Raw genomic sequence first — 24,879 nt, 5'->3', positions numbered from 1 at the left:
GGAACTGCACGCGTCTACTTTCGCTGTCCGAACATGAGGTTTTGATGACACGGGTGATGGTCGTCGAAGACGACGAGAATCTGCGGCTCGCGCTGGTCACGCAGCTCCGCGCGGCCGGCTACGTCGTCGACGAGGCGGGTGACATCGCCACCGCGGACCGGCTGCTGCGCGGGACCCACCACGACTGCGTGGTGCTGGACCGGATGCTGCCGGACGGCGACGCCATCGAGTACGTCCACATGCGACGGCAGCTGGGCTGGCGGGCGCCGGTGCTGTTCCTCACCGCCCGCGACGCGCTCGCCGACCGGGTGGCCGGGTTCGAGCACGGCGGCGACGACTACCTCGTGAAGCCCTTCGTGATGGCCGAGCTGACCGAGCGGGTGGCCAACCTGTGTCACCGATCGGCCTTCGACCGGCCCTCGGTGCTGCACCACGAAGACCTGGTGATGGACTGCGCGCGGCGCGAGGTGCGCCGGGCGGGCGTGCTGCTCACCTTGACCAACAAGGAGTACGCGGTGCTCGAATACCTCCTGACCAGGGCGGGCTTGCCGGTGCAGCGGGCCGACCTGATCGAGCACTGCTGGGACGCGCAGGCCGATCCGATGTCCAATGTGGTCGATGTGGTGGTGAAGCGGTTGCGCCGCAAGCTGAAGGAACCCGAACTGATCCACGCCGTCCGAGGCCTCGGCTACCGGCTGGGCACGCGGTGAACACCCACTCCTCGGCCGATCGGCTGCGCAGGCTGCGCTGGACGCTGACCGCGTTGTTCACCGTGATGAACACCCTCGGGCTGGTCGTCTTCGCGTGGCTGCTCATCAGCGAGGACGGTGACCAGGGCGAGGAACGGATCGACGCCGCGCTGACCCAGGTCACGTCGTCGGTCAGCAGGCTGGTCGCCTACGACGACGGCACCGTCGGCTTCGGGCTGGTCAACACCGACGTGCTGGACGACCGCTGCCCCCAGTTCGCGATCCTGCCCGGTGGGGCGCCCGCGTTCCAGCCGCACTTTTCGCGGGCGAACTGCGTCCCGATGAGCATGCACCTGCTGAACGGGCTCGCCACCGAGGCGGTGAAGACCGGCAAGCTGGTGCAGGGGCATCAAAAGGCGTCGAACGGCGACATGGTCAAGGTCCGTGCCGAACCGCTGCGAGACGGTGACGGCAAGACCTTCGCGGCCGTCGTCGCGGTGCAGTCCACCGAGGCCGAGGATTCCGCGCACACCACGTTCACGCTGCTGGTGATCGGCGGCACCGTGCTGCTGGTCGCGATCCTGGGCTTCGCGGGCCACCTGCTGTCCGGGCGCTCGATCCGCCCCGCGGCCGCGGCCCTGCAGCAGCAAGAGGTCCTGCTCGCCGAAACCGCGCACGACCTCCGCACCCCGGTCGCCGCCCTGCGCGCGCTCGCCGAAACCGCGATGGCCAATCCCGCGCAGTCGGCGGAACTCCTGCCGCGCACCGTCCGCCTCGCCGCGAGGATGGGCGGGATCATCGACGACCTCCTCGTCCGCGCCCGGCTCGCCGCCGGCGTGGAACAGCTGAGCATCCAGCCGATCTGGCTCGATCAGCTGGTGGTGGGCATCGTCGAGGACACCGCGACCGACGGCGCCGAAGTCACCGTCACCGCCGCGCCCACCAAGGTCAACGCCGATCCCGCGCTGCTGCAACGGGCGATCGGCAACCTCCTCGACAACGCCATGCGCTACGGCCGCCACCCCGGCTCGAAGGCGTTCGTGCACCTGACCGTCGCCGGCGGCACCGTGACCGTCGCGGACCACGGCCCGGGTATCGACACGACGCTGGCGGGCGACGCCTTCGACCGGTTCGCCAGCACCGGCGGATCCTCCGGGCTCGGGCTGTCGATCGTGCGGTGGGTCGCGCAGGCGCACGGCGGCACGCTCGCGGTGTACAACGCGGACGAGGGCGGCGCGATCTTCGAACTGCGGTTCCCGGTCAGCCCGAACTGACCGCGCTAACCCGGCTCGACGGCGGTACCTCCCAGCAGCGACCGGAACTCGAATGAGGGCGGTTCTCCCGCGTCGCGACGCGCGAACTCCTGCGCCCACAGGGCGAAGGTCCGCGTCCACATCGAGCGGAGGAGGGCGTGCTCCTCCGGTTCGAGGCGCCGCGACTCCTCCCTCGCCTTGTCGTAGACGGCCTGGATGGCGTCGTAGAGCGCGAAGATCGGCCCGTCGCCGCGAAGTGCCCGTGAACGCTTGATCTCGGTGAGTTCGACGTAGCCGGCCTCGTCCAGCACTGTGACGTCCTCTCCCATGGCGAACAGCACCTCGTGGACGTGCGAGGCGTCCTCGTCGATCCGTCCGGTCCTCAGGTTGAGAAGATGACCGGTCAGGCCACCCTCCGGAGTTCCGTCGACCCGGTAGGTCAAGCCGTGGTAGCGGAAGAACATCGGCAGTTCGTCCGCCAGCGGGTTCTCACTCACGGTCTTTCCCTTCGTCGTCTTCGCGGCCGTCTTCGTCGTCCGCGGTCATGCCCCGGTTCGTCGCCTCCTGGAACAGTTCCCGTTCACGCCTGAGTATCAGTGCTTCGATCGCCGTCTCCTCCAGAGTCACCGCGCGGTCCTGTTCCCTGCTCACGGCCGCGAAGTCCCGCCGCACCTCGTAGAGGCTGTGTTCGTAGCGTGCCACCTCGTCGATGGACTTCAGATGCAGCCTGAATTCGGCGATATGCCCGCTCGACAGGCGAACGGACATCTGGATGTCCCGGTAGCCGCTCTTCTGTGGTCCGGCGAAGCGGTCTTCGAGGTACACGATGCTGATCGGCGACCCCTCCGAGGCCAGCCGGGCGTGCAGGATCGCCAGCGCCCGGTAGACGTCGGCGACGGTGTCGAACCGCACGAGGGCACCGACCACGTCGGTCAGCACGGAGCCCGTGCCGTCGTCCTTCGCCAGTTTGTCCAACGCGCGCACCCGGCTCTTGACCTTGTCCCGGTACTTGGCGATCCCGCCCGCCTCCGCCGCCAGCCAGTCCGCCAGTTCGTTCAGCTCGTCCTGGTTCGAGCGCCACGATGCCTCCAGCCCGGACAGGAACTCGTTCTGATAGGCCCGAAGCTGCTCCGGCGTCGAACCGGCGGGTGGGGCGTAGCCGAACTGGCCAGGCTGTACCCGCCGGTCCTGCTCGGGAATCCCGGACACCGCGTCCTCGACGGCCTGGCGCTGGAAGTCGGTCAGTTCGATCGGACCTGGCCGCGGTGTCTCCCGGTGTTCGCGGAGAATGTCCTCCGCGCCCCTGGTTTCCAGTTCGGCCAGCGATTCCAGGACGATCTCGACCGCCTCGGGATATTGGAGCACGTTTCCCAGCGTCTGTGGCCTGGCCAGCAGGGAGTTCAGCAGGAACGGTGTCTGGAGAAGCGTTTCGACGAACTCCGGATGCCGCGGCAGCAGCTTGGCGATCGCGTCGCCGATATGGAATGGGACACCGTCGACCTTGATCCGCGAATCCGGATCCCGCCCGCTGATCTCGTTTCCCCGCCGCAGCGCGTCTTGGACGTCGGCGCGACCGAGGAACTCCGCCGTTTCGTCCCGGCCGGGGTTGATCACCGCGTCCAGGGAACTGGGCGTACCCGCGCTCTCCGGCCCGGGCTCCGCCGGCGGCAGGTTGCCCGGTGCCGGAACCTCGACCGGCGCCGACGCACCGGGCGTGAACCTGGCCCAGCCCTTGCCTCTGGGGAATCCGTGCACCCGAAGCGATCCGTCCGGCATCACGTCCAGCCTGGCCAGCGGCGCGATCACCTCGGCACCCAGCGCGTCGGCGTACCGCTGCGCCCAGCCGGACGATCCGGAATGGCAGGAGTTCAACTGGACCGGACGCCCAGGTGTGTAGTACGGACTGGCCAGCGTCGCCTCGGCCACCTGCTCGGGGCTGAGCATGAAGATCTCTTCGATGGCCCGCATCTGCTCTTGGGTCAGGCGGCTGTCCACGGTCAAGCTGAGGCCGGGGATCGGGTGACCGTTCCCGCTTCCGTGCAAAGTGACCACGTAGGCTCGCGCGCCATCCGGGCGCTGGGCGATCATCACCCGCATATGGGCGTTACGGGTGGTCATGTCGTCACCGATCGACATCCCGCCAGGCGCGTAGAGAACACCCTCGCCGGTGACCACGGCTCCGTCCCATGGCCCAGGGGCCACCTTCCGCCGGGCTTCGATCCATCGCGAGCCGCCGACTTCGTCGTGCCGTGACGCGCCCATCGTGGCGGGGCCGGGTGACTCGCCGAAGGTGATCTCCCCGGTATCCGGATCGATCCGGGCGGTCGTGAACCGGCCGTTCGGATCACGCGGTGGCAGGCCTTGCGGACGACGACGGCGGGGACCCTGTTCGTCGGTGTTCCGCGGCCGGATCACGTCGGAGGGCCCGCTCTTGGGCGGTTTCAGCTCGAGGGCGCTGTCGATCGTGTTGGGAACCCCGAGGAGCCGCACGGCGAGGAGGATCCCCATGAGGATCCGGCGCCCCGAGGACAGCACGGGGGCGTTGGCCGCTTCCATCGCCCGCTCGATCGCGCCGGGTTCGTTCGGGCTCGCGGGAATCTCACCCGGAGGCCCCGGCAACGGACTCGGGCGGGCTCCCGGCGGCGCGGCCGGATCCCCCGGACGCAGTGTCTCCGTCTCGAAGAGACCGCGGGTGAAAGTGTTGCCGCGATGGACCCGGTCCCGGCCGGGGGCGCGGCTCCCGGTGCTGAGGTCGTAGTCGTGCACGACCACCGGCCGCCCGTCCACGACGAAATCGAGCGTGAGGTTCGGGACCACCCACCCGGAGTAGTGCGACGGCCCACCCGGTGCGCGGCCCTGTCCGTCGAGGGAATACGACGGCGAGGTGCGCAGCCGGAACCGTCCGAAGTGGTCGCCGAGGATCTCCCGTTCCCTGGCGATGACCTCCTCGGCGAAGATCTGCTGGATGAAGATCCCCCTCAGCGCGGGGGTCATCGTGCCGTTCCCGATGTGTTCGACGATCTTGCGGGCCCGCTCGGACTCGGCGGGAACGAGTCCTTCCGCGAGCTTCGCGAATTCGCGGGCGGCGTGGTCGGCGGTCTCCTGCAACGCGGACCGGATTCGCGAGCGGACCCAGTGGGCTTCCAGGATCCTCGCGACGTCACGGACCCGGACCGGCCGCGAATCGGCGGGCAGCAAACCTTGTTCGAGCAGGATCAGCCGGAGGTCGTTCCATGCCAAGCCCGCCTCGGCCATCAGCGTGCGGAGCGCGGTCTCGCTGCGGAGACTGAGGAGCAACCGGCTCCGCGTGAAGCCGTGCTGCGGCAACGAGTGCTCGTGCCGGGCCGGATTGTCCGGGTGGTAGAACCGTTCCGCGTGCGACGAGGGTGGTACCGGCGGCCCCGGCGGTGGTCCGGGCGGGTTGCCTGGCGGCCCCGCGGGTGGCGACATGTCGACGTCCACTTCGCCGGTTCCCGGGGTGAACCGCGCTCGGCCTCGCCACGGTGGGCCCTCGGGATCGTCCGGCGGCGGGCCCGGCTTACCGGACTCGTCCGGGGCCGCCTCTTCTTCATGACGTTTGCGGATCAGTTCCACCGGGCCGCTCTTGGGCGGTTTGGTCTCCATCGCGCTGTCGATCGTGTTGGGCAGGCCGAGGAGCCGGACGGCGATGAGCACGCCCATGAGGAACCGCCGCCGGAGCGAGATCGCGCCGGCGGTCTCCGCCTCCATCGCCCGGCGGATGGCCTCCGGATCCTCTTGCCCGGCACGGGTTTCATCGGGCAGCGGATTCCCTGAAGCGGCGGGTGGCAACCCCTGGGGACCTGGCGGATTCGGGGACGCCGCGGCGGACGGTCCGTCCGGATCCCGCCGGGCGACGACGGTGAACCGCAGGCCGTTCCACTGGAGGACGGCGTCGGCACCGGCGGCGATCGCGCCGTCGACCTCGCTGGTCAGTTCGTTGCTGAACACGGCGATGACCAGCGCGCCGGGGCCCGCGTCGCGCCGGTGCTTTTCGATCTGTTTGACGATCGACGTTTCGCTGTTCGCCCCGACGTTCTTGACCTCGAACCGGACCTCTACACCGCTGTCCGCCAGCACTCCGTGGACATCGATGTCGGTGTCACTGGTCTTGATGCCGAGCCCGGTGACCCGCAGGCCGGTCAAGCCCAATTCGGCGAGCTGGTCCGGGGTGAGCTCGGTGAGGGCGAGAGCGACCCGGAGCTCGCCCTCGAGGCCGGTGAGATTCGCTTGGTCACCGTTCAGCTGTTCCCGGGTCGCCGGGTCACCGTCGGCCAGCATGCCGAGGGCACGCTTCAGATGCTTGCGGACGCTTTCGCCGATCTTGTCGAGACCCGGAACCCCGTTGACGGCCAGATGATCGAGGATCTTGCGGAGATGGGTTTCCAGCGTCAGCGGCAATTCGGCGTTCTTGCCTTCGGCTTCGGCGGCCTCCGTCAGCTCGGCGCTGAGCCCACCGAGCTTCCGCAGCTCGGTTTCGGCCACCGCCCGGCCGTACGGACGCGGTTTCTTCGCGGCCACTTCGCGGATCGCGGCGCCGGCCCGGGCGGTGAACACCTCCAGTGGTGTCACCCGCGACATCCCGGCCGCCCGGTTCGCCAGCATGGCCCGGATCTGTTCGGCATACAGGGCCTTGAGCTGTTCTTCGAGCGGACGGCTGGTCCGGTCGCGAGGAATCAGTTGCGCGAGAACACTCTTGAGCAGGCCTTCCAGTTTCCTGCCCGCGACGGCCGGGCCCGCCTCGCGGACGGCTTCCTGGACGTCCGGCGGCAGAGCGTCCCAGACCTCCTCCACCTCGGGCGACAGGTCATCGGGATGGTCCGGTGGCGTTTCCTCGTTTTCGTTCCGCAACGGGCCGTTTTTCTCACCGGAAGCTCCCGGGGACGACGCCGGGACGAAAACCGGTGCCGAGGGAAGGACAGGCTCTTCCCCCGGAGTCGCCGGTTCCGCCGGATCACCTTCGGCGGGACCGTCAGGGCCGTCCGGTGGCCCCTGTTCATCGGGAATCTCGGCGGGCAGTACGGGTACGTCGGGCGCGGGCTCGGACGGGGCTTCCGACGGCGTGGTCTCCCCGTCCTGGCCGGGATCCGCCCCCGGCTCGGACCGGTTCGGTTCACCTTCCGTCGGTTTCGCGTGCGGAGTCCTACCCGGAACGTTGGCAGGGCCCGGCTGCGCCGGGTTGGCCGGTGCGGAAGTGCTCTGGCTCGATCCGCCCTGGGCCGGACCCGGTTGAGCGGTGGCGGCCGAAACCTGGGCATGACCGGGTTGTGCCGTCCCCTGGGCGGAAGTCGACGTCGAAGAGGAACCCTGTTCGGGCGCCGCTTGCCCCGGACCGGATTGTGCCGAACCAGGCGTCGTCGACGACACCGATGTCTGCTGCGCCGGGGTATTCGGGCCGCTTCGGGACGTGTGCTCCGCGGCGGAAGCCGAGGACGACTGGCTCGACGCCGCCGTACTGGCGCTCCGATCGCTCGCGGAAGTGTCGGTGGCCGCCCGGCTTTCACCGCCGCCGAAGGCATCGGCGCCCCGGCCGGGTCCCGCCGCCGCTCCGGTGGAAGAAGTCGAGGAACCCGGATGAGCGGCACCGGTCTCTTGGGCCGCACCGGTCTCTTGGGTCGCGCCGGTCGACTGCGGTGAACCGGTTTCCCCCGCGCCCGCGGCGGAGGCACCGTGTCCCGCACCGACCGCGGCGGTTTCCGGGGCCATGGCCGAAGGTGGAGTCGGACCACCGGGCGGGTTCCCGGACTTCGCCACTTCTCCCGGTCCGGTGGACACGTCCTGACCGAAGACCGCGTTGTGCGCCTGCACACCGGCGAGGTGGGCGTTCCCTCGAATGGGACCGATCGCTCCCGACGTGAGCCAGTTCTCCTTGATCGACTTCTGGTAGCCGGACACGTCGTCCAGCGCGCCCCAGTTCCCGTTCACCATGTTCTCCGCCGCGTAGCTGGAGATCGGTGAGGAGATCGCGTTCGTGGTGAAGGAGCTCACAGCGGTCGAAACGTGCTTGCCGACCGGGTTGTCCAGCGCGTTCTTGCCGGCGTCGGTCTTGCGGATCCCCTTGCCGAGCAACGCTCCGGGCGTTCCGACCACCGCGCTCACCGGTGCGCCGACCGCGCCCGCGACGGCGTTGGTGAAGCTTTCCTTGGCGTTGAAGCCGTCCTGATACCCCTGGGAGATGTTGAGACCCTGCTCGATACCGTTCGTGACGACCTCGTCGCCCGCCTCCTTGATCGGGATCATCACGACCTTCCCGGCCTTGGCCGCCCAGTTGCCGAGGCGGCCACCCAGGCTCGCGATCTTGACCAGGCTCGCCAGCCTGAGCGCCATCCTGGACGCGAACAACCACGGGCCGCCGGGAATGGCGAACATCAGGGCGAAGTCCACCGCCGCGTGGATCAGTTCCGATCGGATCTGATTCCGCGTCCGCGCGACCTGCTCCCCGTACTGGTGGCAGAACTCCCCGATCCGGCGCATGCTGACGGCGAGGTCCTCGTAGCCCTCGCTGCCGCCTCCGTACTGGCCCTTGTTGACCTCACGGATGAGGAAGTACATGTCGAAGCCGTTGGCGTCCGGCCAGGTCTCCTTGATCCGCTCACCCGCCCGGGCGGCGGCCCCCACCGCCAAGTCGAGGGCGTCCGCCCCCGCGATCCAGGCGTCACCCAGCGCTTTGGCCGTGTCCGGATCGTCGGGCGGCCAGATGTCGTCGATGACGCCGCCCGCCGCGTTCCACGCGCTGACGGTCCAATCCCACAGAGTGCCGCCGACACCGGCGGCCGCCTCGCCGACGCCCGAGAACGGGAGATTCACGGCCCGATAGGACATCGCCTTCGCCCGCTCAGGTTCCGAGGACCCTGGTCGCCTCGGTCTGACCGTCCTCGTAGACGTTCGCGCCGGTTCTTCCGTTGGTCGCCACGTTCCCGTAGTTCACCGCCACGGAATCGGCGCTCTTGAGCAGGAGAGGGGTATTGGTCTTGCAGTCCTGGAACATCTCCCCCATCTTCCCGCCGCCCAGTTGCTTCGTGAGCTCTTCGATCGTCCCGCGCAAGGGCGCCCACTTGGTCTGGAAGCCGGACCCCGCGGCACTCAGCGCGTCCAGTTCCCGCCTTGTCTCCTCGAGGTAGATGTCGATCCGGCCATCACCGTTGCGGTCCGTCGCCACGCCGCTCACCGCCCGCCGGCGCGCTCGTCGAGCCGGTGCAGCAACGGGCCGAACCGCAGGTCCGTTCCCTCCGGAGTCGCCCCCTCCGGCAGGAAGCCCGCGGCGATGGCCAGCCCCTTCTCCTGGGACTCGGCCGCCGCCCGGTGCATGGTCTCGGTGATGCTCTCGGCCAGCGCGGCCGAATCCAAGGTCCGGTAGACACGAGGGTCCAGCCAGAGCTCGATCAGCTCTCCCGCGCCGCCGACCGTCACACTGATCAATCCGTCGCCGGAATCGGCGGTGGCGCGGATCCCGGCCATCCGTTCCTGCATCGTCCGGACGTCCTCGGCAAGCCGTTCGTAGTCGGCGTACATGTCCGCCCCCGGAAACAGCGCTTCCACGGCCCCTCCTAGATCGCTTATGGCCAGTCTCGCGTCCGAAACGGGCGCGAACGACGCGATGGCCGCTTGCGGCCACCGCTCCGTCCCGGGTCATGACCGGATCGACGATGGCGGAATGAGACGACTCCGGATGTCCGCCGTCGCCGCCGTGGTGGCCGCGACGGCCGTTCAGACCTTCGCCGGCGCGGGGACCGCGCACGCGGCGCCGCCGCCCGGCGCCTGCCGGGACCCGGAACCCGCGCGAGCGGCGGTTCCCGTCCAGCCGTGGGCTCAGCAATCTCTTGCTCCCCAACGGGTTTGGCCGTACAACCGCGGGGCGGGAGTGCTGGTGGCGGTGGTCGACTCCGGGGTCGACGCCGACCATCCGCAGTTGGCCAGGCCGGGCAAGGTGCGCGCGGGCCGGGATTTCTACCTCGCCGGTTCGCTGCCGGGAGCGTTCGACTGTGTGTCGCACGGCACCGGGGTCGCGGGGATCATCGCCGCCGATCCGGCAACCGGTATCGGTTTCCATGGGATCGCACCGGACGCGGAGATCCTGCCGGTGCGGATCAGCGACCGTGACATCGGCAGCCAGGGCGAGTCCTTGCGGATCGATCCCCAGGTGGTCGCCAACGGAATCCGCTACGCCGCCGACCAGGGCGCCAAGGTGATCAACCTGTCCCTCGCCGGACACGAGGATTTCGCCGTCATCCGGGACGCGGTCGCGCACGCCGTGGCCAGGGACGCGCTCGTGGTCGCCGCCGCGGGCAACACGCAGCGCGACACGGCTTCCGAGATCCCCTCCTTTCCCGCCGCCTACGACGGGGTGCTCGGTGTCGGTGCCGTCGACATCGACGGGGCGAGGATGTCCGGCTCCCAGATCGGCCGGTACGTGGACCTCGTCGCGCCTGGCGCCAAGGTGCTGGCGCCGACACGAGCGGGCGGGCACGCGTACGCCGACGGCACGAGCTATGCCGCGCCGTTCGTTTCCGGCACCGCCGCCCTGGTCAGATCGGCCTGGCCGCGGCTGTCCGCCCCGGAGGTGGCGCGCCGTCTGATGGCGACCGCGAACCCGGCGCGCGGCGGCCTCGGCAGCCCGGCGTTCGGCGCCGGCCTGGTCGATCCCTACCGGGCGGTCACCGATGGGCTGGACACGGCGAACCCGGCCGCTTTGCCGGCGTTCGTCCCCGCGCCACCGGACCAGGCACAACTCGATCTGATCGCCGCGCGGGAAGAGACCGGCACCGTGGCGAAATGGCTCACCGCCGCGGTATGCGGCGCGATCGTACTCGCCGCACTCGTGGCACTGGTGCTTCCGCGTGGTCGCCGTCGTGGCTGGCGGCCCGGCCTGGCGGCCCCCGTCTCCGCCGAACCGAAGGTGGACGAACCGCCGGAACAGATCTTCCTGATCTCCGGGAGATGACCGGAAGACCGAAGCCCCGGCGCGAGATCCGCGCCGGGGCTTCGGTTCTACCGGTCGCCGCTAGGAGTTGACGATGTTGCTTACCCGGCTTTCACAGGTCTGGCCGATGTGGGAGACGCTGTCGTAGTCGCGGCCGCTCTGGTTCATGCCGTCGACGTGGTAGCCGGTCCGCTTCTGCATCAGGGCGAACTGCTGACCCATTTCCTCGGCGTTGTTCCCGCCCCAGCCCGCGCCGATGGTGTTGCGCATCCTGGCGACCTGGTCTTCGGCGGCCTGCCCGATCTGCGCCGCGGTGTTCTGAATGTCCCGGCCGGCCGTGTTCATGGCCTCGTAGACGATCTTGAAGTGATCTCCGCCGTTCATAGCCCGTCCTTTCAGACTAGGGGTTGATACCGCTGTCGATGGCGCCGCCGCCCGCGAAGTTCTGCTTGGCGAACGTCTGCGCCGCGTCACCTTGGAAACCACTGGTGACGTTCACCACCGAGCTGCCCTTCTCGACCAGTGACTGCGCGAAGGCGTGCACGTGGCCGAAGATCTCGGAGCGCCCCTGGTTCTCCGACAGTGCCGCGTTCTTGACGATGCCCGCGAGGCCCAAGTCGATGTGGTCCTGGTCCCGCCCCTGGTGGGTCTGGTGCGCGTTGAGCTGGTCCTGCTGGCTGCTGTCGGTGTGGTTGAACATGTTCTGCACGATTCCGAATTCGAAATCGACCAGTCCGCCGTTGCCCATCACCCCTCCGTTTCCTTGGTCGCGTAGCTGACATCGATCAGCTAACCCCCGGAACGGGTGGATTCGACCGGTGCGGCACGTTCCTGCCATCGCCCCCGGCGGAAGCCGTTGTTCGCGAACGATCGGCGAGTATGGCGACAGTCGTGGTGAAGAGGCCGGCCCGTAAACCGGCGCCGGAGATGCCGGCCGGTGAACTGCTCCTGCAGGCTCCACCGGAGATCCCGCCCCCGCCGGGGCGGCAATGGACCCAGGTGCTCACGGTGCTGCCGATGGTGGCCATGATGGCCGCGATGCTGCTGATGTACTCCGGCAGCATGGCAGGCTCGATGCGGTTCGTCATCTTCGGGATGATGGGCGTCGGCATGCTCGGCATGGTCGCCATGAGCTTCCTGCAGGGCGGCGGCCCCAGCAAACGGGAAATGGGCCACGCCCGCCGCAAGTACCTGCGGCACCTCGCCCAGCATCGCCTGCGGCTGCGCCGTTCGGTGCGTGGGCAGCGCCGCACGATGGAGTACCTGCACCCGGATCCGGCGTCCTTGTGGTCGCTGGCCGCGAGCTACCGGCTGTGGGAACGGCGCAAGGACGACCAGGACTTCGCCATCGCCCGGATCGGGACCGGACCGCAGGCCCCGGCCGCCACGCTCGTCGCCCCTGACACCAAACCGCTGGAGGAACTCGAACCGCTGTCCGCGCTCGCGCTGCGCCGGTTCATCGCCACCTATTCCACCGTCGGAAGGCTGCCGATCGCCATCGCGGTCAACGGTTTCAGCCGGATCCACCTGCGCGGCGATCGCGCCGCCACGCTGGGTCTGCTTCGCGCGGTGATCGCCCAGCTGGTCACCCTCCAGTCACCCGACGACGTACGGATCGCCATCTGCGTGAGCGAAGACCGCCGTCCGGACTGGGAATGGGTCAAGTGGCTGCCGCACGCGTTGCATCCCGAGCGGACCGACGCGCTCGGCGCGCTACGGCTGGTGGCGCCGTCGGTCCAGGCGCTGGAATCGATGCTGGAGGAGGAACTCTCCAAACGACCGCGGTTCGATCCGGAGGCCGACATCCGCGTACCCGGCCCGCATCTGGTGGTCGTGCTCGACGGTGGCGCCATCGCCGGCTCCGATCACCTGATGACCGGCGGCGGAGTCGAGGGAGTGTCCATCGTGGACCTGACCACCATGCCGCCGAGGGCCTTGGACCGGACCACGGTCGTGCTCGACGTGGACGCCGACGGTGACCTGGTCAGTGAGACCAGCGACGGCGAAGCCCCGCTCGGGCGCGCCGATTTCCTTGGCGTGGTCGCGGCCGAGGGGTTGGCCCGGCAGCTGGCCCCGTTACGGTTGACGGCCGGGCTGCGAGGTGACACCCCGATGAGCACCGAGCTGGGACTCGCCGAGCTTCTGGATCTGGGTGACCCGTACGAATTCGACCCCGCCGACACCTGGGAGCCGCGGCCGAACCGGGACCGGCTGCGGGTGAAACTGGGCATCCAGGCCGACGGCGTCCCGATCGAAATCGATCTCAAGGAGTCCGCGCAGGACGGGATGGGGCCGCACGGGCTGCTGATCGGCGCCACCGGTTCCGGCAAGTCCGAGTTGCTGCGGACCCTCGTACTCGCCCTCGCCGTGACACATCCGCCCAGTTCGCTGAATTTCGCGCTGGTGGACTTCAAGGGCGGTGCGACCTTCACCCGCCTAGACACCCTCCCGCACACCAGCGCGGTGATCACCAACCTCGCCGACGAGCTGCACCTCGTCGACCGGATGACCGACGCGATCAACGGCGAGCTGATCCGCCGCCAGGAACTGCTGCGCGCGGCGGGCAATTTCTCCTCGCTGCGTGACTACGAGAAAGCGCGCGCCGCGGGAGCCCCGCTTCCCGAGGTGCCGACCCTTCTGGTGATCTGTGACGAGTTCTCGGAGCTTCTGTCCGCCAAGCCGGACTTCATCGACATGTTCGTCCAGATCGGACGAGTCGGCCGTTCGCTGGGCGTTCATCTGCTGCTGGCCTCGCAACGGCTCGAAGAGGGCCGGCTCCGAGGTCTGGAAACCCACCTCTCGTACCGGATCGGGCTGCGGACCTTCTCCGAGATGGAGAGCAGGGCGGTGCTGGGCGTCACCGACGCGTTCAAGCTGCCGCGGGCACCCGGGCACGGATTCCTCAAGGTCGGCACCGACCAGATGGACCGATTCCGTTCCGCCTACGTCTCCGGCGTGTACCAGCGCGCCACCGGCGGCGGTGTCACCGCTTCCACCGGGGAGCAACTGGTGCTGCAGGAATACACGACGAGCTATCTCGGCGCCGAGATCGACACGGAAGAAGAGGAGACGGACGACCAAGCGGCGGATAACGACGCCGCGGTCGGCGAAACCCTCCTGGACATCCTGGTCGACCGGTTGGCAGGCCGGGGCGTGCCCGCGCATCAGGTCTGGTTGCCGCCACTGGCGGAATCGCCGACCTTGGACGGTTTGCTGCCCGAACTGGTCGCTCATCCGCAACGAGGTCTCACCACCGGCTCGACCACGATGGCGGGATCGCTCCGGCCGGTGCTCGGCACGGTGGACCGGCCCTTCGAACAACGTCGCGACCCGCTGGTGCTGGATCTCTCCGGCGCCGCCGGGCATGTCCTGGTCATCGGCGCCCCGCAGACCGGGAAGAGCACCGTTGTGCGCACGCTGATCACCAGCCTGGCGCTCACGCACACTCCCCGCGAGACACAGTTCTACTGCCTCGACTTCGGCGGCGGCACCCTGGCTTCGATCGCGGGGCTGCCGCATGTCGCCGGTGTCTGCGGCAGGCTCGACACCGGTGCCGTGCGGCGGACCGTCGCCGAAGTGGCGACCCTGCTGGCACAACGCGAGCGGATGTTCGCCGAGCACCAGATCGACGGCATCGTCACCTACCGGAGGCTGCGAGCCGAAGGGCGCTTCGCCGAACAGCAGCACGGCGACGTCTTCCTGGTGGTCGACGGCTGGCAGACGCTGCGGAACGACTTCCCCGATCTGGAGGAGACGGTCGGCGACATCGCCGCACGCGGTCTGTCCTATGGCGTGCACGTGGTGGCGGCCTGTTCGCGTTCGTTCGATCTGCGGATGAACGTCCGGGATCTGTTCGCCAGCAGGCTGGAACTGAAGATCGGTGATCCCATCGACTCCGTCATCGACCGGCGCGCGGCGATGAGCGTCCCGCCCGACGCTCCGGGCCGCGGAATCGCGATGAGCGGGCATCAGATGCTGGTCGCCCTGCCCAGGATCGACGGGGTGACGGAAACGGACGATCTGTCCAGGGGTGTGAACGAACTCGTCGAGGCGGTCAAGGCCGCGTGGCCAGGCGCTCCCGCGCCTTCGGTGCGGCTACTGCCCGGTGTGTTCCCGTACGAGGAACTCCCCGCGAAGGACGAGACCACCGGGACGGAGGCGGGGCTCGCGGTCGGCATCCACGAGCACGACCTCTCCCCGATGCGGCACGACTTCGCCGCGGACCCGCACTTCTTCCTGCTCGCCGACACCCAATGCGGAAAGACCTCCTTCCTGCGGACGCTGGCCCGCCGGATCGAGACCACCTACCAGCCCTCGGAAGCCCGGATCGTGCTGGTGGACCATCGGCGCGGGCTCCTTGGCGAGATCGGCGACGAATACCTTCTCGGTTACGGCACCAACGACTCGCACAGTGCCGGGCTCATGACCGAGGTCGCCGCCTCGCTTTCCAAGCGGCTTCCGGGGCCGGACGTCACACCGGAGCAATTGCGGGCCAGGAACTGGTGGCGTGGGCCGGAGATCTTCGTTCTCGTTGACGACTACGACATGGTGGCCACCCACGAGAACCACCCGCTGATGCCCCTCCTGCCGCTGGTCGCGCAAGGCTCGGACATCGGCTTGCACGTCGTGCTCGCCCGTCGTTCCGGTGGCGCCGGCCGCGGGCTGTTCGAACCCTTCCTCACCCGGCTGAGGGAAGTCGGGACCCCCGGCTTGATGATGTCCGGCGACCGCGACGAAGGTCCGCTGCTCGGCGGGATGCGCGCCCAGGTACTGCCGCCCGGCCGCGGCTGGCTGATCGACCGTCGTGGGCACAAGGGCCTGGTCCAGATCGCGTGGCTTCCGCCCCGGCATCCCTGACGTATGGCCGGAAGCTGCCGGAGGGCCCACCGGAGCTCGTGGTGGTGTTTGGCTTTCGGTGAATGACTGGGTTTTCGCCGCAATTCCGGGAGGGAACATGGGAATCAACGCTTATCTGCCTGCCATCCAGGACTTCGCCGACACCGTCTCGCAGCAGGCGTCGAGCCCGCCGAGTATCGACCGGCCATTGAACGACGGCTGCGGTGAAATGGCGGAATGCGGGCTTCTCGCCGCCGCCGACCGCGACAGCACCGAAGCTCTGCGGAATTTCCTGACCGCCGCCGAAAAAGGTGTCCGCGGGTACATCTCCATCGCACGGCAAAGCCTGAGCACCTACCAGAACGCCAGCGAGGCCGCCGTTTGGGAGCTGACGAAGAGGTCACGGCCGGACGAATCCCGTGTCCCTGTCGAGGGACTGGCACCCACCACGCTGGGACCGAGCCCGCTGGCGCCCGTCACGCCAGTGCAGCCGACCACGGGCACCCTGATCGACCTCCTGCCGCATTGATTCCTCCGCGCCGAGCAATCCGGGACTTTCGATGAGCTATTGCCAGACCCCGTTCGAAGACCAGGTGAGAATTCTTCGGGCCGAAATCGCGCACACCCGGCCCCGGCTCCATGCCGCCAAGAAGATGTGGACGGACGCCGAAAGATGGATCGACCGCACGCACATGATGCTCCGGGACGCGGCGGACGTCGTATCTTCGGGCTGGCTCGACCGGCCAGGAGAAGAGTTCGTGGATCGGCTGAGGGCCAACTGCATCTACTCCTTCGGATCGTGGGGAGGCTTGGAAGGGTCGAAGGACACCAAACTCCCCTCGTTCGCGGGCACGCTGTTCGGTCAGCCGGTCGACGGCGGCATCACGGCATCGGGTGTGGTCACCCAGCTGGACATGACCGACGCTCAGCTCGTGGTCGGCGCCTTCGTCGCGGCGGGTGAGATCTCCAAGGTCGAGCAGAACGCCGATTACAAGCCTCAGGCCCAGGCGAACCTCGGCAGGAAACTGGACGAAATCGCGACCCAATATCGGGTGACCGCCCAGGCGATGCTCGCTGCCCGCGGTCGCCCCTGGGACGGCCCGAGTGCCGAAGCCGGTTCCGGCCTCCCCTACAACGGCGCGGTGCCGTCGGCGCCCGGTGCGGGCGGTCCGAACCAAAACGGCGCGCCGGTAGACCCCGGTACGCCCGAGGTTCCGGGCGAGCCGAGCCCGCAGAATCCGCAAGACGACCCCAGCGCGCTCGAACAGGCCACGAACGCGCTGAGCGCGTTGAGCCAGGCCGCGGAGTCCGCACAGCAGTTGCTGGGCAACGGCTCCTCCGTGAACCTGCCCGACCCGAACGCGATCGATCCCGGGGATTGGACGCTTCCGCCTTACGACGGCTCCGCCTATCCGGGGCTCGAAGACCCTCTCGGCGCGTCGGGTGGTTCGGGTATGCCGAGCCTGGCGGGTGGCGGCGGCTTGCCGGGTTCCGGCGGTGGGATGGGCGGCCTCGGCGGCATGCCCGCCATCTCGGACCTGAACGGTTCACCGGGAGGCGCGGCGGCAGGCGTCGGCTCGATGCCCGGGATCGCTTCCGCGGGAACGGCGGGAAGCTCCGGCTCCACCTCGGGCGCCGGAGGAATGCCGCCACCGATGGTGCCACCCAACGGTGGCGGGAAGAACTCGCCGTCGGGCATCAAACCGGGCGACGCGGAACACACCGGCTCGAGCAGGCAGCGCGGGCCGAAGGGCGGTGGCACGCCCGGTGTCACGCTCCTCGGCCGGTCGCGAGGCGGCGGCACACGGCCGGCCACGGCGCGACGCCGGTGGGACACCGAGAACGACACCGTCCAGTTGCTCGACGACGAGCTGTGGCAAGTGCAGGAAACGACCGATTCGCACGGCAAACCGGCGAAGTACCGCGCCGGACACTGAGGAGGGGGCATATGCCCGGAACCGAGATCAACGGCAACATCACCGCGATGAGCGCGGTGTCCCAGCAACTCAGCGCACCGGACCTGCCACCTTCACTGGCGAGGCTCGGCACCATGCCCAGCCTCGCCGGGCTGTTCGAGGGCATCGCGATGTCCGTACTGGACAAGGCCGCGACCGCCAGCATGAGCGCGTTCATGGGGAAGGTGACCGAGGACATCGCGACCTTCTCCGGCAAGACCAGGACGGCCGCGATCACCTACAGCGCCGCCGACGTGGCCAGCGCACTGGAACTGGCCAACAAGGCGACCAAGGTCATCAAGCAGGGCGTGGACTTCGTGAAACAGTCCTCGGCCGCCCAGCCCGGCGAAGAGAAACCGTCCACCACCGAACCCTCCGGCGAAACCCCGCCGGCCTCCGTCTGAGGAGCCGAACCATGACCGCCGTTTACAACGCGTTCCCCATGGAAGTTCTCATGGGGATGATCCGGGCCGAGTTCGCGAACGTTTCCGCCCTTCACGACGCGGCGAGGATGTGGACCGAAGCACGGGCGTGGATCGAGGAAGCGCAGGTACAGCTCAACAGCAGGATCAGCGAGCTCACTCCTGAATGGACGGACAACAACGGCCGCCAGCTGCAGGAGAAGATGGAGCGCTCGGCCGCCGAGCTGAAATTCTGGGGAGACCGCATCGACCTGGCCAAACCCGCGGAGACCTTGACGACGCTGGCGTCCGGGATCACGGAGACGCACGCGACGATGCTGGGGATGGAGGCCGCGTACTCGGCGGCCGTCGCGGCGTCGCTCCTCAATCCGTTCGCCGCCATGGAAGCCCTGGCCATCCAGCAGGCCGCCGGGAGCAAGATGACCCAGCTCGGCGGGGAGTTCGACCTGTCGATGCTGCAGGTGGTCGAAGCGTCCGGGATCAAGTCGCCCGACCATATGGTGCCGACGGCCGCCCCTTCCGCCGAAGGCAACACCCCGGCCGATTTCATCGCGGCCGCCCAGGCCGGCATGGACACGCTGAATGAATTCCAAGGGCTGGGCGAGTCACTGGGTGCCGGCGGCGGCAGCCCGGACGTCTCCCTCCCGGAAATTCCCGGCTACGACGGCTCCTCCGGTGTTTCGCTCGCCGGCCTCGCTCCGCTGCCGCCTTCGGCGAACGCGCTCTCCCCGCTCGGAGGGTTACCCGGTGGTTCCGGCTCCGCGCCGGTCTCGGCGGGATTGCTGGGTGGTTTCGGCGTCGCGGGCGGTATGGCCGGGCTACCGGTGGCGGCCAAGCCGGTCGGGGCGAAGAAGGCACCCAGTCTCGCGTCCGAGGTCCTTCCGGGCACCGCCGCGTCGTCCGGCGCGAAGGCGAGCGCCAGCCCGATGTCGCCGATGATGCCGCCCAGCGCGGGTGGGCAGTCCACGGCGGGCACGCTGCGCCCCGGCGCGAGCGACCAGCCGACGGGACGGAACGGTGCGTCGCGCAGGACGTCCTCCGGCGGTAGCGACGGCGTCCCGGCGAAGCTGCGCGGCCGGGCCGCCAACGGCAATCCCGACGCCGGGTTCACACTGGCGCGCGGTCGCCGGCCGGGTGAGTCGGAGTCGGGTTCGGTGCAGATGCTCGACGAAGACCTCTGGCGGCCGACCTCCCGCTGAACCGCTTGTACGTGAAGGCCCCCTTCACTGCGCTGGACGCAGTGAAGGGGGCCTTCACGTCGTTTCGACGCCTTGCGATGGCGTGCTTGAAGGCGTAACTCGCGTGTTTGGAGGCGTAACTCGTGAGTTACGCCTCCGAACACGCGAGTTACGCCCAGGGACACGCGAATGCCGGTCAGCCGCCCAGGGTCTGGCGCCGCGCGGCGGCCGGGTCGAGGCTCGGGCCTTCGGGCAGCCGCGCGACCAAACCGGCAGGAAGGCGCACCGGGCGCGCCGACGGGTAGCCGAGCATCTTCAGCACGTCGGGTGAAGCCAGCGGGTAGCGGCGCCCCATGTCGGTCACGACGGTCAGCGTCCCGGCCGGAGCCTGCGCGGAAGGCATCGCCTCGACGACGATCGCGCTGCCGGGCGGCACGTGGACGCGGTCCGCGAGCGGGGTCCCGGTGGCGGTCCGGCGGGCGGTGGTGGACATCGGGTCCGCGGCGGGCATGGCGGGGTCGACGGTCAGCGCGGGGGCCGCGGAGCCGTCGCCGAAGGTGGCGCACACGGTGGCGTCCTGGTCGCGCAGGCGCGCGATGGCCGGACGGGTCGCGGGCGCGGTGCCCGCGTCGGCGCGGACCGGGTCCAGCTGCCGGGACATGGTCGCCAGCGAAGGCGGCAACGGCACGGTCTTCGGTTCGGCACCGGGATAGGCGGCGAGCATCTGGGCGCTCGCGCGCTGGACGTCGTACTGCAGTTCGGTGATGGGGCGCAAGGCATCCCGCTCGGCGAGGTAGTGCTGCTGCCCGCCGCCGGAGGTCTGCACCATCAGCAGCATCCCGTTCCGGATGTCGGTCCGGCCGGGCACCGCGGTGGACACCTCGCCCGCGGCCGCCACCGGCAGCGGGCCGATCGGCGTGCCTTCCGGGAGCACGTCGAGCCACGCCCGGCCCACCCGCGCCCACGGCTCGGCGGTCAGCGCGAGCCCGGTGCCGACGGCGCCGTAGTCGGTGATCCGGTGCCGGTGCCCGCGCCACACGACGAACCGGTCACCGGTCGACGTCGATTCCACCAGCAGCGCCTGGTCTCCCAGTTCCGCGCCGCCCGACGGCGACGCGCCAGCCAGCAGGACCGATTCCTCGATCCGGCTGCCCGCCAGGTCGCTCGCGGGCGCCGAGCACAGCGACCACGATCCGGTGAGCAGCTTTTCGGGGCCGGGCAGGCCGTCCGGCGCGTCGGCGATGCCGATCCGGGGTCCTCGCGGGACTCCGGCGAGCGAGTCGCGCGAAACCCTTTCCGTGGTGCCGTGTTCGCCGAGCAGCAACAGCGCGGACGCGTAGTTCGCGACGGGGTGCAGCCGTTCGTCCAGGTAGACGTACCGCGTCCCGCTCTCCTTCTCCACGATGACGGCCGCGTTCTTGCGCCAGGCGTTGTTCCCGCCGGGCACGATCATCCCGTAGACCCCGACGCACGCCAGCGCCACGATCGCCAACGCGACACTGGCGAACGCGGCACCGGACGGCCGCCGGAACGGCGGCTGCTCCGGGTCGGTCTCCCTCGTCACGAGCGCGGAGATGGCGCGCTGCACCAGGAATTGGTACGCCTGCAGTTGATCCCGTTTGGACGCCATGGTTTCAGCCCCCCAGCCCGCGCACGTAGCCGTACAGCCCGAGCACCGAACAAGCCACCGGGACGACGGCGATCGTCAGCAGGATCTCGAAGTATTCGGCGATCCGGCCGAGATACGGATTGGCGGCGCGGGTGCTCAGCACGACACCGGAAGCGATCACGCCCGCCGCCACCGCCAAGGACAGCGGTCCGGCCAGGACGAGCAGCAGCGAACGGTCCGCCATGAGCGGGCCGGCCAGCAGGCAGCCGGCGCCGAAGATCCCGGTCACCAGCACCAGCAGCCGCTGCCGCAGGATCGGGTACAACCGCGCCCGCACCAGGAAACCGGCCGCGAGCAGGGCGACGAGCACGACCGCGGCCTCGCTGTCGCTGCGGATCAGCTGCAGCTGGCAGTACATGACGACGATCGCCGCGCCGCCCAGCATCCCGGTGAGCAGCGCGTCCGCCCTGGCGACGGCGGCGTGCACGAGATCGAGCGGCGGCTGGGGATCATCGCGGACCAGGTCCGCGGTGGACCGCGGCAGCACCGGCATCGGTACCCGGCCGAGTCGCAGCGCCAGCGGCGCGAACGTGGTCGAGAGCACGAGGACCCCGCCACCGAGCACGGCCGCCGACCGGTACCCCGCCAGGTCGTCGAAGGTGGCCAGCCAGCCGCCGAGTACACCGAGCACGCCGACGGTGGCGGCGCCGGCGAACAGTTCGGGCGCGGCGATCACTCCGAGGTGGCCGATGACGGCCGCGAGCAGCAACGCCGCGCTCGCGAGCAGCAGATGACCGGCCGACAGCGCGCCGATCGGGTCGTCGCCCGCCAGCAGGAGACCGCCGCCGGTGAAGGCGAACGGAAGCGCGACGGCGGCGAGCACCGCCCCGGCACCGGCGTCGCGCAGCGCCCGTGCGAGCAGGACACCCGCGGCCAGGAGCAGCGCGGAGACCGCCAGCGCCCAGGACGCCGGTGACGTCCACGGCGGACCGGCGCGCAGTACGGCGAGCAGACCGAAGGACAGCGCCACCCCGCCGACGGCGAGTCCGGCCTGCCGCGTGTGCCGCGGCCCCCAGGCCTTGCCGGTGCGGCCGGAACCGGTGGCGATCGCGTCCACCAGGTCGTCGTACTCGGGCTCCGGCCATTCGGCGCGGCGCGGTGTCAGATGGAGGATCTCCCCGTCCCGGACGCGGTGCGCGCCCAGCGTCCGGTCCAGATCGAAGGGTGTCCCGTCGGCGCGGCGCAACTGCCAGCCGCCGCCGGCGACCCCGTCGTCCGCCATTCCCTCGCCCGCCCGCGCGAGCAGGCCGGGGAGGATTTCGGCGACGGACGCGTGTTCCGGCAGCGCCATGTCGATGCGCCGGTGCGGAGTGGTGATGGTGACCCTGACCAGGCCGGCAGTCTGCATGGGAAAAGGGTCGGCCAGCGACCCGCCCGCCGGGCACTCGCGGCAGGAACCTGCCGCCGGGAAAGTGCTCCGGATCCGGTCTTCTTGCGCGACAATGGGGTCATGAGCATCGAGACAGGAGTCGGCGGACCGAGGCTGCTCGCCCAGGGCCCCATCGCCACCGTCTACGCGGGCCGGGATCCCGCCACGGGCAACGACTTCGCGATCAAGATGTTCCCCGGCGCCTTCGACCGCGAGACCGCCGCGTGGCTGGACCGCGAGCGGAAGGCGCTGGCCGCCGTGCGCGCGACGCGCTCGCTGCTGCAGATCGAAGACGTCCTGACCGACGCGGGTGGCCGATCCGGTGTCCGCCGCGAACTGTGCCCTGGTTCACTCGCCGGTCTGCTGGATTCCGGTGCCAGGCTGGGTGTTCCCGACGTGCTCGCCCTCGGTGCCTCGATCGCGTCGGCGCTCGCCGCGGCACACGGCGCGGACGTCGTGCACGGTGGGGTGAGCCCGCACAACGTGCTGTACCGCGCCTCCGGCGAGTTCGTGCTCGCCGACTTCGGGGTCGCCCTGCGGCGGCGTTTCCCGCGCGACCCGATGTACGCGGTCGAGTACACCGCGCCGGAAACCCTGCGCGACGACACGCTTTCCCCCGCGTCCGACCTTTATGGACTCGGTGCGGTGCTCTACGCCGCGTTGACCGGCACACCGCCCTTTCCCCGGCACACCGGGCAACAGCCCGGCGAACGGATCCTCCAGGTGCTGCGGGAACCGGTCGCGCCGATCCAGGATCCTGGCGTCCCGAGGGAGCTTTCCGCCACGATCCTCCGGTTGCTGGCCAAGGAACCGGCCGATCGGCCGCAGGACGTCGCGTCCCTGGCGCGGCTGTTCACGAAGCTGCGCCAGCCCGGTGGCGAAGTCGTCACCGGGGAACCCGTCGACGTTCCGGCCGAAGACGACGCCGAGGTCGAGTTCGACGACTTCGCCGTGGTCCAGCAGCCACCCGCCGCCCCGTCGCCGGTCCAGGTGGTGCAGGCGCCGCCCTCAGGCGGCCGGACCCTGATCCGCGAGTTCAGCGGCCCGCTCAAAGCCGAGCGACGGCTTCCCTGGAAGCCCGTCGCGCTGGCGGGCGCCGGCGTGCTCGCCGCCGGGCTGGCCGTGGTGCCGCTGATCCTCGGCCCGGCGGAGATCGGCGGGCAGGCCGTCCCGGTCGCGGCCGCGATCCCGCCGCCCGCACCGGTTTCCGCTCCGGCGCCGGACGTCAAACTGGCGCTCGCCCCGCCGCGCGACCAGAGCGATCACGTGCAGCTGACCTGGACCGCGGAAGGCGAACTGGACTTCGTCGTGATCATGGCGGGCGAGCGGCTCGAGACGAAACAACTCGTCGCCCACCGCCAACGCAGCCTCGAGGTCCCCGTCGACCCGGCCCGCCGGTACTGCTTCCAGCTCAGGGCGACCGACGGCCGCCACATCTACACCACCGAACCGGTCTCGATCCGCGGCGCCCGCTGCAACCCGTGAGCTGAAGGGGACTTTCCCTGCATAGGACGCGGTGAAGGGCGGGCGGTTTCAACTGGTTGTTGCAAGTAGTGCTTTGTCGAGTGCTTGTGCTGGTGTGAGGAGGCCGAGTGTAGGGCGTGGTCGGGTGTTGAGGCGTAGGGCGATCGCGTCGCAGTGGGTTTGGGTGAGGTGGCGCAGGTCTGAGCTTTTGGGCCAGTACTGGCGTAGCAGGCCGTTGGTGTTCTCGTTGCTGCCGCGTTCCCAGGGGCTGTGTGGGTTGCAGAAGTAGACCTGCAGGCCGGTGTCCAGGGTGAACTGGGCGTGCTGGGCCATTTCGTTGCCCTGGTCCCAGGTCAGCGACCGTTTCAGTTCGGTGGGCAGGGTAGTGATCATGCTGGTGAGCAGTTCCCGGACTTCGACGGCCTTGTGTGTGTCGGGCAGGGGGGCCAGCAACACGAATCGGGAGTGGCGTTCGACCAGGGTGATGACCGCGCCCTGGCCGACTGCCCCGAGGATCAGATCGCCTTCCCAGTGCCCGGGCACTGCCCGGTCGGCGGCCTCGGCGGGGCGTTCACTGATCGGGGTCATCCCGGTTATCCGGCCCTGGCGGCGGCTGGAGGTGCTGGTGCGTGACCGGCGCTGGTCACGGCCTGACCGCAGGTGCTCGGTGAGTTCGTTGCGCAGTTCACCACGAGTCTGGATGAACAGTGACAGGTAGATCGTCTCGTGACTCACCCGCATAGCCTGATCGTCGGGGAACAGCGTCGGCAACATCAGGGAGATCAGCCGGGGTGACCAGTCTGCTTCCAGCAGACCGGTCACCACCGCCGCCAACTCACCGGCCAGCAGATGGGCTTTCGGGCGCCGGCCGCGTTCGACGGCCAGGCGCTGGGCTCGGTCGGCCCGATAACGGCGAGGCCGGCCATTGACCTTGCTTCCGGGCCTGGAACACCGCGGCCCACCACCGCGGCGTACTTCTCGTGAAATCGTCGAGGGTGACTTACCCAGAACCTTCGCCACCGCGTCCTGGGTAAGACCTTGATCCAGACCATTCTGGATCTTCTCCCGCTCCTCGCGCGTCAACGGGGCTCCTGGCATGACGACCT

General features: G+C 69.5%; 18 protein-coding genes. 9 read left to right on the top strand and 9 right to left on the bottom strand.

The features are described from left to right. Positions 1 to 44: 44 nt before the first annotated feature. Both BLW75_RS35510 and BLW75_RS35505 read left to right on the top strand, forming a co-directional pair. On the top strand, positions 45 to 710 hold the full coding sequence (locus tag BLW75_RS35510; protein WP_198935814.1) for a response regulator transcription factor: 666 nt from the start codon (positions 45 to 47) through the stop codon (positions 708 to 710). Beyond that, positions 707 to 1,963: a sensor histidine kinase gene (locus tag BLW75_RS35505; RefSeq protein WP_034320305.1), complete on the top strand. Its 1,257-nt coding sequence runs from the start codon at positions 707 to 709 to the stop codon at positions 1,961 to 1,963. Before BLW75_RS35510 ends, BLW75_RS35505 begins: the two co-directional genes overlap by 4 nt. Positions 1,964 to 1,968: 5 nt before the next feature. Here BLW75_RS35505 and BLW75_RS35500 read toward each other — a convergent pair whose 3' ends face one another. From BLW75_RS35500 to BLW75_RS35485, 4 genes are read right to left on the bottom strand one after another with little or no spacing between them, the layout of a single operon-like run. Then, positions 1,969 to 2,439, bottom strand: a complete 471-nt coding sequence (locus tag BLW75_RS35500; RefSeq protein WP_091599085.1) for a hypothetical protein — start codon at positions 2,437 to 2,439, stop codon at positions 1,969 to 1,971. Then, on the bottom strand, positions 2,432 to 8,782 hold the full coding sequence (locus BLW75_RS35495) for a RelA/SpoT domain-containing protein (protein ID WP_034320302.1): 6,351 nt from the start codon (positions 8,780 to 8,782) through the stop codon (positions 2,432 to 2,434). The genes BLW75_RS35500 and BLW75_RS35495 overlap by 8 nt, the downstream gene beginning before the upstream one ends. Positions 8,783 to 8,795: 13 nt before the next feature. Further along, positions 8,796 to 9,119, bottom strand: a complete 324-nt coding sequence (locus tag BLW75_RS35490) for a hypothetical protein (RefSeq protein ID WP_143055413.1) — start codon at positions 9,117 to 9,119, stop codon at positions 8,796 to 8,798. Between the two features lie 5 nt (positions 9,120 to 9,124). After that, positions 9,125 to 9,499 (bottom strand): YbaB/EbfC family nucleoid-associated protein, encoded by a 375-nt coding sequence (locus tag BLW75_RS35485; protein WP_338400008.1) that lies wholly within the window; start codon positions 9,497 to 9,499, stop codon positions 9,125 to 9,127. Positions 9,500 to 9,614: 115 nt separating this feature from the next. Between BLW75_RS35485 and mycP the strand changes: the two genes are divergently transcribed. Beyond that, entirely contained in the window at positions 9,615 to 10,901 is a 1,287-nt protein-coding gene (gene mycP / locus BLW75_RS35480) for a type VII secretion-associated serine protease mycosin (RefSeq protein ID WP_034320463.1), read from the top strand. Between the two features lie 60 nt (positions 10,902 to 10,961). Here mycP and BLW75_RS35475 read toward each other — a convergent pair whose 3' ends face one another. Together BLW75_RS35475 and BLW75_RS35470 are read right to left on the bottom strand one after the other, a co-directional pair. Next, positions 10,962 to 11,264 (bottom strand): hypothetical protein, encoded by a 303-nt coding sequence (locus BLW75_RS35475; protein ID WP_034320296.1) that lies wholly within the window; start codon positions 11,262 to 11,264, stop codon positions 10,962 to 10,964. Positions 11,265 to 11,280: 16 nt separating this feature from the next. Beyond that, positions 11,281 to 11,628 carry a hypothetical protein gene (locus BLW75_RS35470; RefSeq protein WP_034320293.1) on the bottom strand — a complete coding sequence of 116 codons (348 nt, stop codon included), beginning with the start codon at positions 11,626 to 11,628 and terminating at the stop codon, positions 11,281 to 11,283. Between the two features lie 131 nt (positions 11,629 to 11,759). Between BLW75_RS35470 and eccCa the strand changes: the two genes are divergently transcribed. The 5 genes from eccCa to BLW75_RS35445 all read left to right on the top strand — a co-directional run bounded on the left by eccCa (position 11,760) and on the right by BLW75_RS35445 (position 19,292). After that, entirely contained in the window at positions 11,760 to 15,737 is a 3,978-nt protein-coding gene (eccCa, locus tag BLW75_RS35465) for a type VII secretion protein EccCa (protein WP_034320290.1), read from the top strand. 97 nt (positions 15,738 to 15,834) lie between these two features. Continuing rightward, positions 15,835 to 16,245, top strand: coding sequence for a hypothetical protein (locus BLW75_RS35460; protein ID WP_034320286.1), 411 nt, complete (start codon positions 15,835 to 15,837; stop codon positions 16,243 to 16,245). 31 nt (positions 16,246 to 16,276) lie between these two features. Further along, positions 16,277 to 17,653: a hypothetical protein gene (locus BLW75_RS35455; protein WP_034320284.1), complete on the top strand. Its 1,377-nt coding sequence runs from the start codon at positions 16,277 to 16,279 to the stop codon at positions 17,651 to 17,653. Between the two features lie 11 nt (positions 17,654 to 17,664). Next, a complete protein-coding gene (locus BLW75_RS35450; protein WP_034320280.1) occupies positions 17,665 to 18,075 on the top strand; it encodes a hypothetical protein in 411 nt (136 codons plus the stop codon). A gap of 11 nt (positions 18,076 to 18,086) precedes the next feature. Beyond that, the gene (locus BLW75_RS35445) at positions 18,087 to 19,292 is read left to right on the top strand and encodes a hypothetical protein (RefSeq protein ID WP_034320277.1); all 1,206 of its coding nucleotides are present in this window, start codon (positions 18,087 to 18,089) and stop codon (positions 19,290 to 19,292) included. Between the two features lie 175 nt (positions 19,293 to 19,467). Here BLW75_RS35445 and eccB read toward each other — a convergent pair whose 3' ends face one another. Together eccB and eccD are read right to left on the bottom strand one after the other, a co-directional pair. Continuing rightward, positions 19,468 to 20,901, bottom strand: coding sequence for a type VII secretion protein EccB (eccB, locus tag BLW75_RS35440; RefSeq protein WP_034320275.1), 1,434 nt, complete (start codon positions 20,899 to 20,901; stop codon positions 19,468 to 19,470). A 4-nt stretch (positions 20,902 to 20,905) separates the two neighbouring features. After that, complete coding sequence (gene eccD, locus BLW75_RS35435; protein ID WP_034320272.1) at positions 20,906 to 22,288, bottom strand: type VII secretion integral membrane protein EccD; 1,383 nt, start codon at positions 22,286 to 22,288, stop codon at positions 20,906 to 20,908. Between the two features lie 102 nt (positions 22,289 to 22,390). Between eccD and BLW75_RS35430 the strand changes: the two genes are divergently transcribed. Further along, positions 22,391 to 23,794, top strand: a complete 1,404-nt coding sequence (locus BLW75_RS35430) for a serine/threonine protein kinase (protein ID WP_091599083.1) — start codon at positions 22,391 to 22,393, stop codon at positions 23,792 to 23,794. Between the two features lie 48 nt (positions 23,795 to 23,842). Here the strand turns inward: BLW75_RS35430 and BLW75_RS35425 are convergent, their stop codons facing one another. After that, entirely contained in the window at positions 23,843 to 24,871 is a 1,029-nt protein-coding gene (locus BLW75_RS35425; protein WP_091597302.1) for an IS30 family transposase, read from the bottom strand. Positions 24,872 to 24,879 lie beyond the last annotated feature (8 nt).

This window comes from Amycolatopsis lurida, assembly GCF_900105055.1.
Classification (GTDB): Bacteria; Actinomycetota; Actinomycetes; order Mycobacteriales; family Pseudonocardiaceae; genus Amycolatopsis; species Amycolatopsis lurida.
The sequence above is the reverse complement of the archived record's forward strand: the minus strand, read 5'-3'. Positions and strand labels throughout refer to the sequence as shown.

Excerpts from the sequence above, each read along its gene's own strand:
- eccD (WP_034320272.1), bottom strand. The coding sequence starts at position 22,288 with ATGCAGACTGCCGGCCTGGTCAGGGTCACCATCACCACTCCGCACCGG.
- BLW75_RS35470 (WP_034320293.1), bottom strand. The coding sequence starts at position 11,628 with ATGGGCAACGGCGGACTGGTCGATTTCGAATTCGGAATCGTGCAGAAC.
- BLW75_RS35445 (WP_034320277.1), top strand. The coding sequence starts at position 18,087 with ATGACCGCCGTTTACAACGCGTTCCCCATGGAAGTTCTCATGGGGATG.
- BLW75_RS35510 (WP_198935814.1), top strand. The coding sequence starts at position 45 with ATGACACGGGTGATGGTCGTCGAAGACGACGAGAATCTGCGGCTCGCG.
- BLW75_RS35495 (WP_034320302.1), bottom strand. The coding sequence starts at position 8,782 with ATGTCCTATCGGGCCGTGAATCTCCCGTTCTCGGGCGTCGGCGAGGCG.
- BLW75_RS35460 (WP_034320286.1), top strand. The coding sequence starts at position 15,835 with ATGGGAATCAACGCTTATCTGCCTGCCATCCAGGACTTCGCCGACACC.
- BLW75_RS35450 (WP_034320280.1), top strand. The coding sequence starts at position 17,665 with ATGCCCGGAACCGAGATCAACGGCAACATCACCGCGATGAGCGCGGTG.
- mycP (WP_034320463.1), top strand. The coding sequence starts at position 9,615 with ATGAGACGACTCCGGATGTCCGCCGTCGCCGCCGTGGTGGCCGCGACG.
- eccCa (WP_034320290.1), top strand. The coding sequence starts at position 11,760 with ATGGCGACAGTCGTGGTGAAGAGGCCGGCCCGTAAACCGGCGCCGGAG.
- eccB (WP_034320275.1), bottom strand. The coding sequence starts at position 20,901 with ATGGCGTCCAAACGGGATCAACTGCAGGCGTACCAATTCCTGGTGCAG.
- BLW75_RS35425 (WP_091597302.1), bottom strand. The coding sequence starts at position 24,871 with ATGCCAGGAGCCCCGTTGACGCGCGAGGAGCGGGAGAAGATCCAGAAT.
- BLW75_RS35475 (WP_034320296.1), bottom strand. The coding sequence starts at position 11,264 with ATGAACGGCGGAGATCACTTCAAGATCGTCTACGAGGCCATGAACACG.
- BLW75_RS35430 (WP_091599083.1), top strand. The coding sequence starts at position 22,391 with ATGAGCATCGAGACAGGAGTCGGCGGACCGAGGCTGCTCGCCCAGGGC.
- BLW75_RS35455 (WP_034320284.1), top strand. The coding sequence starts at position 16,277 with ATGAGCTATTGCCAGACCCCGTTCGAAGACCAGGTGAGAATTCTTCGG.